At 60.9% G+C, this 6,324-nt stretch carries 5 protein-coding genes; 4 read left to right on the plus strand and 1 reads right to left on the minus strand.

Translation table 11 applies throughout. The features are described from left to right. Positions 1-131: 131 nt before the first annotated feature. Complete coding sequence (gene bglX / locus A7K61_RS17115) at positions 132-2,423, minus strand: beta-glucosidase BglX (protein WP_069557999.1); 2,292 nt, start codon at positions 2,421-2,423, stop codon at positions 132-134. Positions 2,424-2,664: 241 nt separating this feature from the next. On the opposite strand from bglX, the gene A7K61_RS17120 reads away from it, so the two are divergent. The 4 genes from A7K61_RS17120 to A7K61_RS17135 all read left to right on the plus strand — a co-directional run bounded on the left by A7K61_RS17120 (position 2,665) and on the right by A7K61_RS17135 (position 6,112). After that, on the plus strand, positions 2,665-3,276 hold the full coding sequence (locus tag A7K61_RS17120) for a LemA family protein (protein ID WP_069558000.1): 612 nt from the start codon (positions 2,665-2,667) through the stop codon (positions 3,274-3,276). 18 nt (positions 3,277-3,294) lie between these two features. Beyond that, a complete protein-coding gene (locus tag A7K61_RS34080; protein ID WP_032893092.1) occupies positions 3,295-4,023 on the plus strand; it encodes a YgcG family protein in 729 nt (242 codons plus the stop codon). Positions 4,024-4,054: 31 nt separating this feature from the next. Next, on the plus strand, positions 4,055-4,672 hold the full coding sequence (locus A7K61_RS17130) for a TPM domain-containing protein (protein WP_032893090.1): 618 nt from the start codon (positions 4,055-4,057) through the stop codon (positions 4,670-4,672). A 222-nt stretch (positions 4,673-4,894) separates the two neighbouring features. Then, complete coding sequence (locus A7K61_RS17135) at positions 4,895-6,112, plus strand: SAM-dependent methyltransferase (protein ID WP_069558001.1); 1,218 nt, start codon at positions 4,895-4,897, stop codon at positions 6,110-6,112. The last annotated feature ends 212 nt before the right edge of the window (positions 6,113-6,324 follow it).

Genomic DNA, 6,324 nt, shown 5'->3' on the forward strand with positions numbered 1-6,324 from the left:
TCAAATGTGGGAGCTGGCTTGCCTGCGATACAGGCACCTCGGTACACCTGACAAACCGAGGTGCCTGTATCGCAGGCAAGCCAGCTCCCACAAAAGCCAGCTCCCACCCAGGCCGTGTTTACAGCTTCAGATCAGAGCAGTTCGAAGGTTTGTTGCTGCACGTCCTGGGAATCCAACCCGATCTGCACATTGAACTCACCCGGTTCGGCCGCGTACTTGAGCTGGCTGTTGTAGAACTTCAGGTCGTCCTCGGTAATGGTGAAGTGCAGCGTGCGCGCTTCGCCGGCCTTGAGCATGACCTTCTGGAAGTTCTTCAGCTCCTTGATCGGGCGGATCATCGAGCCGGCCACGTCCTGGATATACAACTGCACAACCGTTTCGCCGTCTACCTTGCCGGTGTTCTTCACGGTGACGCTGGCGTCGAGCTTGCCGGTCTTGTTCAGGGTGGTGGACGACAGTGCCATGTCCGACAGGCTGAACGTGGTGTAGCTCAGGCCATAGCCAAACGGAAACAGGGGGCCTGTGGTGTCATCGAAGTACTGCGAGGTGTAGTTGCCCGGCTTGCCTGGGGTGAATGGCCGGCCGATGGTCAGGTGGTTGTAATAGGTTGGAATCTGCCCAACGGAGCGAGGGACGGTGATCGGCAGCTTGCCCGATGGGTTGTAGTCGCCGAACAGCACGTCGGCAATGGCGTTGCCACCTTCGGTACCTGCGAACCAGGTTTCCAGGATCGCATCGGCCTGTTGGTTTTCTTCCAGAATCGACAGCGGACGGCCATTCATCAGCACCAGCACCAGCGGTTTGCCGGTGGCTTTGAGGGCCTTGATCAAGTCGCGCTGGCTTTGCGGGATGTTCAGGTCGGTGCGGCTCGATGACTCGTGGGACATGCCACGGGACTCGCCCACCGCCGCGACGATAACGTCGGCGTTGTTCGCCGCCTTCACCGCTTCGTCAATCAGCACTTGGGCAGGGCGCGGGTCATCCACCACTTCCGGGGCGTCGAAGTTGAGGAAGTTGAGGTAGTCGAGCACCGCTTTGTCGCCGGTGATGTTGGCGCCACGGGCATAGAGCACTTTGCCTTTTTCGCCGATCACGGCGTTCATGCCGTCGAGCAGGGTCACCGATTGCGCAGGCCGGCCGGCAGCAGCCCAACTGCCCATCATGTCGATAGGCGCCTTGGCCAGCGGGCCGACCAGGGCAATGGTCGCGGATTTTTTCAGCGGCAGGGTGTCGTTGTGGTTTTTCAGCAACACCAGGCTGCGGCGCGCAATGTCGCGGGCCTCGGCCCGGTGCAGGCGGCTGTCGGCGTAGGTGTCGACCGGGTCATCCTCGGCCTTGCCGATGCGCAGGTACGGGTCCTTGAACAGGCCCATGTCGTACTTGGCGCCAAGCACTTCGCGCACGGCGTTGTCGATGTCGCTCTGCTGGATTTCGCCGGACTTGAGCAACCCAGGCAGTTCCTTGCCGTACAGCGAGTCGTTCATGCTCATGTCGATGCCGGCCTTGATCGCGAGCTTGGCGGCTTCACGCCCGTCCTTGGCCACGCCGTGCTTGATCAGTTCGAAGATCGCGCCATGGTCACTGACGGTCAGGCCCTTGAAGCCCCAGTCCTTGCGCAGCAGGTCGTTCATCAGCCAGGTGTTGGCAGTGGCGGGCACGCCGTTGATCGAGTTGAGCGCCACCATCACGCCGCCGGAGCCGGCCTTGATCGCCGCGTGGTAGGGCGGCAGGTAGTCCTGGTACATCTTGACCGGGCTCATGTCGACCACGTTGTAGTCGCGCCCGCCTTCCACCGCGCCATAGAGGGCAAAGTGCTTGACGCTGGCCATGAGGCTGTCGGCATTCGCGGGGCTGGTGCCCTGGAACGCCTTGACCATCACTTCGGCAATGCGTGACACCAGGTAGGTGTCTTCACCGAAACCTTCGGAGGTGCGGCCCCAGCGCGGGTCGCGGGAGATATCGACCATGGGCGCAAAGGTGATGTCGAGGCTGTCGGCGGCGGCTTCCTGGGCGGCGATGCGCCCGGAGCGGCCAATGGCGTCCATGTCCCAGCTGGAAGCCAGGGCCAGGCTGATCGGGAAAATGGTGCGGTGGCCGTGGATCACGTCATAGGCGAAGAACATGGGGATCTTCAAGCGGCTGCGCATGGCCGCGTCCTGCATCGGACGGTTTTCCGGGCGGGTGATGGAGTTGAACGTGCCACCGATGCGGCCGGCGGCGATTTCCTTGCGGATCAGCTCGCGGGGCATTTCCGGGCCGATGCTGATCAGGCGCAATTGGCCGATCTTCTCATCCAGGGTCATTTGCTTGAGCAGGTCGCTGACAAAGGCGTCCTTGTCGTTAAGCGCAGCAGGCTTTGTTTCTGCCCAGACGGGGTGGGTGGCCAGCGTTGCAACAAGGCCGAGCAAACACAGCTTTTTCATGAATATCCTTTTTCGGCTACTGCGCAGCATTCAAAGCGATGCTGTCGGCCAAAATGTGGGGAACGTCTATTGTTGTTCGGGTGTTGTTCAGATAAATGCAGCACACTCTGAACTCTTTTTCGCGCTGGGCATCTTTGTAGCTGATTGGCTCGAAGCATTCCAGTGGTGGCGGATTATGCCCCAAGCGCGTGGTTTATAGGGTTAGTCGTCACATTCCATCAGATTGGGCAGGAGAAACACCATGCAAGCAGCACACACTTATCGCTGGGGCTTCAAGGCTGCGGCGCTGTTACTGATCAGCAGCATGCTGAGCGGTTGCGGCATCAACAACATCCCGACCCTGGACGAACAGGCCAAGGCCGCCTGGGGCCAGGTGCAGAACCAGTACCAGCGCCGTGCCGACCTGATCCCCAACCTGGTGGAAACGGTGAAGGCGTATGCCGCCCACGAACAGGAAACCCTCACCGCGGTGATTGAAGCGCGGGCCAAGGCCACCTCGATCCAGGTGGATGCCAGCACCCTGGACAACCCCGAGAAACTCAAGCAGTTCCAGCAAGCCCAGGATGGCCTGAGCGGCGCACTCAGCCGTTTGATGGTGGTGTCCGAGCGTTACCCGGACCTGAAGGCCAACCAGAACTTCCTGGCCTTGCAATCGCAACTTGAGGGCACCGAGAACCGTATCGCTGTGTCTCGCCGTGACTTTATCCAGGCCGTACAGGCTTACAACACCGAGATCCGCACCTTCCCGGGCCGCCTGTGGCACAGCGTGATGTACAGCGACTTGCCGATCCGCGCCACGTTTGAAGCCACCAGCGCCGATGCCGATAAAGCGCCGCAAGTGAAGTTCAAATAAGGCTGCACTGAGGTGTCGATGCGTTTATTACGGATAGGCCTGGCGCTGTGGCTGTTGGCCTGCGTGGGCGTGGCCCAGGCGGCGCTGACCTTCCCGGCGCTGACCGGGCGGGTGGTGGACAGCGCGCAGATGATCGACCCAGCGGTGCGCGAGCAACTGACCCAGCAATTGCAGGCGCTGGAGCAGACCTCGGGCGACCAACTGGTGGTGGTCACCGTGCCCGACCTGCAAGGCGTGCCCATTGAGGACTACGGTTATCAATTGGGCCGCCAGTGGGGCATTGGCCAGAAGGGCAAGGACAACGGCGCGCTGTTGATCGTCTCCCGTGATGACCGCCAGTTGCGCATCGAAGTCGGCTATGGCCTGGAAGGCGTGCTGACCGATGCGCAATCCTGGGTGATCATCAACCAGGTGATCCTGCCCAAGTTCAAGGCCGGCAATTTCAGCCAGGGCATCAGCGATGGCGTGGCTGCGATGATCCAGGTGGTGGGCGGGGAGCCCTTGGCGGTGCCGGCTCATGTGGCGGATGCCAACTTCGCCATGGATAATCCCGGCTTTTCCATCGGCCTGTTTATCCTGCTGATTGGCGTGTTGTGGTTGTGCAATCGCATGGGCTTGCCGGTGGGCGCCATCCTGCTGGCGATTCTCAACAGCAGCGGACGCGGCGGCGGTGGGGGCGGCGGTGGCGGTGGTTTCCGTGGCGGCGGCGGTGGCTTTGGCGGCGGCGGGGCTTCGGGCGGCTGGTAATGACAATAACGAAAATAGAGCATCTACAACCATGGCATTACTGACTGAACACGAGCAGCGCCAAGTCGCCGAAGCGATCGCCCGGGTCGAGAAAACCACCGACGCGGAGTTGGTCACCGTGCTGGCGGCGCGCGCCGACGACTACGCCTACATTCCGTTGCTGTGGGCGAGCTTGATCGCGTTGGTGGTGCCGGGTGTGGTGCATTACCTGTCGGGCTACTTGACCATGTACACCTTGCTGGTGGCGCAGTGGGCGACGTTCATTGTCCTGTGCCTGGTGTTCCGTTTGCCCAAGGTCACCACCCGGCTGATCCCGCGTTCGGTACGCCACTGGCGTGCATCCAACCTGGCGCGGCGGCAGTTTATGGAGCAGAACCTGCACCACACGGTGGGTAGCACCGGGGTGCTGATTTTTGTCAGCGAGGCCGAGCGTTATGTGGAGATCCTGGTGGATGAGGGGATTTCCAAGCGCCTGGATGACAGCAATTGGGACGCCATTGTCCAGGCGTTTACCCAGCAAGTTAAACAGGGGCAGACGCTGGCCGGGTTCATCGCCTGCGTTGAAGCCTGTGGCGAGTTGCTCAAGGTGCATGTGCCCGTTACCCAAACCCGCAACGAACTGCCCAATCGCCTGGTCGTACTCGAATAACTGGAACACCATCGATCGAAAAGTGTGGGAGCGGGCTTGCTCGCGAATGCGGTGCTTCAGTCTCTATTATATTGACTGACACACCGCCTTCGCGAGCAAGCCCGCTCCCACATTAGTGTTCGGCGTTGTCCAATCCAATGACCGTTGATCAAATAACCCCGTGCCCTCAACCCCCATCCCGCCTAAAATGCCCGGCATTCTTTACCCGAGGCGTTTTTGTTCATGTCCGTCACCGCTCAACCTGCCCGCCCTGCGCCAGATCATCATGCCCAGTTCATCGAACTGTTGAACGCAAGCCTGGCGCAGAACGCGTTTATCAAGCTGGTGCTGGCCAAGTACGTCGGTGAGGAAGCCGAGCTGCAGCGGCTGATCATCAAGCCGGTGGTGGTCAAGGAGCAGCCTTGTCTGTCGTTCGTCTATCGCTACAAGACCCGCGATATCACCAAGAACTTTCCCTTGGCCGACGGCGTGGCGGCGATTGCCGAGCTGTTGCCCCGCTCGTTCAAGAACGCGCACTTGCTGGCACTGACCGACGAAGCCCAGTTGGAATACAGCAAGAAGAACAAAAGCTCGCTGTTCAAAAGCAAACCGCAGCAACTGCGCGAGGCGCCGTCGGCTGAGCATAACCGCGAGAAAAATCGCTTCCTCGACCTGAGCCGGCCGTTCCTCGCCGATCTGGGCGTGACCGACGCCAAGCAGGCGCTGATCCCCTCGATGTCGCGCAAGTGGAAGCAGATCAACAAGTTCATCGAAGTGTTCAGCCATGCGCTGACGTCGTCGCCGTTGCAGCTCGACCGCCCGGTGCGTGTCGCCGATTTCGGCTCGGGCAAGGGCTACCTGACCTTCGCCATTCACGATTACCTGCGCAATACCCTCAAGGCCGAGGGCGAGGTCACCGGTGTCGAGTTGCGTGAAGACATGGTCACCCTCTGCAACAGCGCCGCCGCACGCCTGGAGCACCCGGGGCTGGTGTTCAAATGTGGCGACGTGCGCAGCGTGGCGCCCAGTGAGCTGGATGTGATGATTGCCTTGCACGCCTGCGACATCGCCACCGACTACGCGATCCACACCGGCATCCGTTCCGGCGCGTCGATCATCATGTGCTCGCCGTGCTGCCACAAACAGATTCGCCTGCAGATCCAGAGCCCGGCGCTGCTCAAGCCGATGCTGCAATACGGCCTGCACCTGGGCCAGCAGGCGGAAATGGTCACCGACAGCCTGCGTGCGTTGTTCCTTGAAGCCTGTGGCTATGAGACCAAGGTGTTCGAGTTCATCTCGTTGGAACACACCAACAAGAACAAGATGATCCTGGCGGTCAAACGTGCCGAGCCTGTGGACAACGCGCAGCTATTGGTGAAAATCCAGGAGCTCAAGGCGTTCTACCACATCTCTGAGCACTGCCTGGAAACCCTGTTGCGCGGGGATGGCTACCTGGCCTGAAATGGGCGCGGTTCCCTGTGGGAGCTTGCTCCCGTGACGGCCCCGGCGGCCAGCGCATATCTACCTGACGCCCCGCGATCCAAATGTGGGAGCTGGCTTGCCTGCGATGGCGGCCTGACAGCCGACGCCAATCTACCTGACACCCCGCAATCCAACTGTGGGAGCGGGCTTGCTCGCGAAGGCGGCTTGGCAGTCAACACAGTTGGATTGGG

It is taken from the genome of Pseudomonas sp. AP42 (genome assembly GCF_001728935.1).
Taxonomy (GTDB): domain Bacteria; phylum Pseudomonadota; class Gammaproteobacteria; order Pseudomonadales; family Pseudomonadaceae; genus Aquipseudomonas; species Aquipseudomonas lactis.

Coding starts and splice junctions, on each gene's coding strand:
- bglX (WP_069557999.1), bottom strand. CDS start 2,423: ATGAAAAAGCTGTGTTTGCTCGGCCTTGTTGCAACGCTGGCCACCCAC.
- A7K61_RS17120 (WP_069558000.1), top strand. CDS start 2,665: ATGCAAGCAGCACACACTTATCGCTGGGGCTTCAAGGCTGCGGCGCTG.
- A7K61_RS34080 (WP_032893092.1), top strand. CDS start 3,295: ATGCGTTTATTACGGATAGGCCTGGCGCTGTGGCTGTTGGCCTGCGTG.
- A7K61_RS17130 (WP_032893090.1), top strand. CDS start 4,055: ATGGCATTACTGACTGAACACGAGCAGCGCCAAGTCGCCGAAGCGATC.
- A7K61_RS17135 (WP_069558001.1), top strand. CDS start 4,895: ATGTCCGTCACCGCTCAACCTGCCCGCCCTGCGCCAGATCATCATGCC.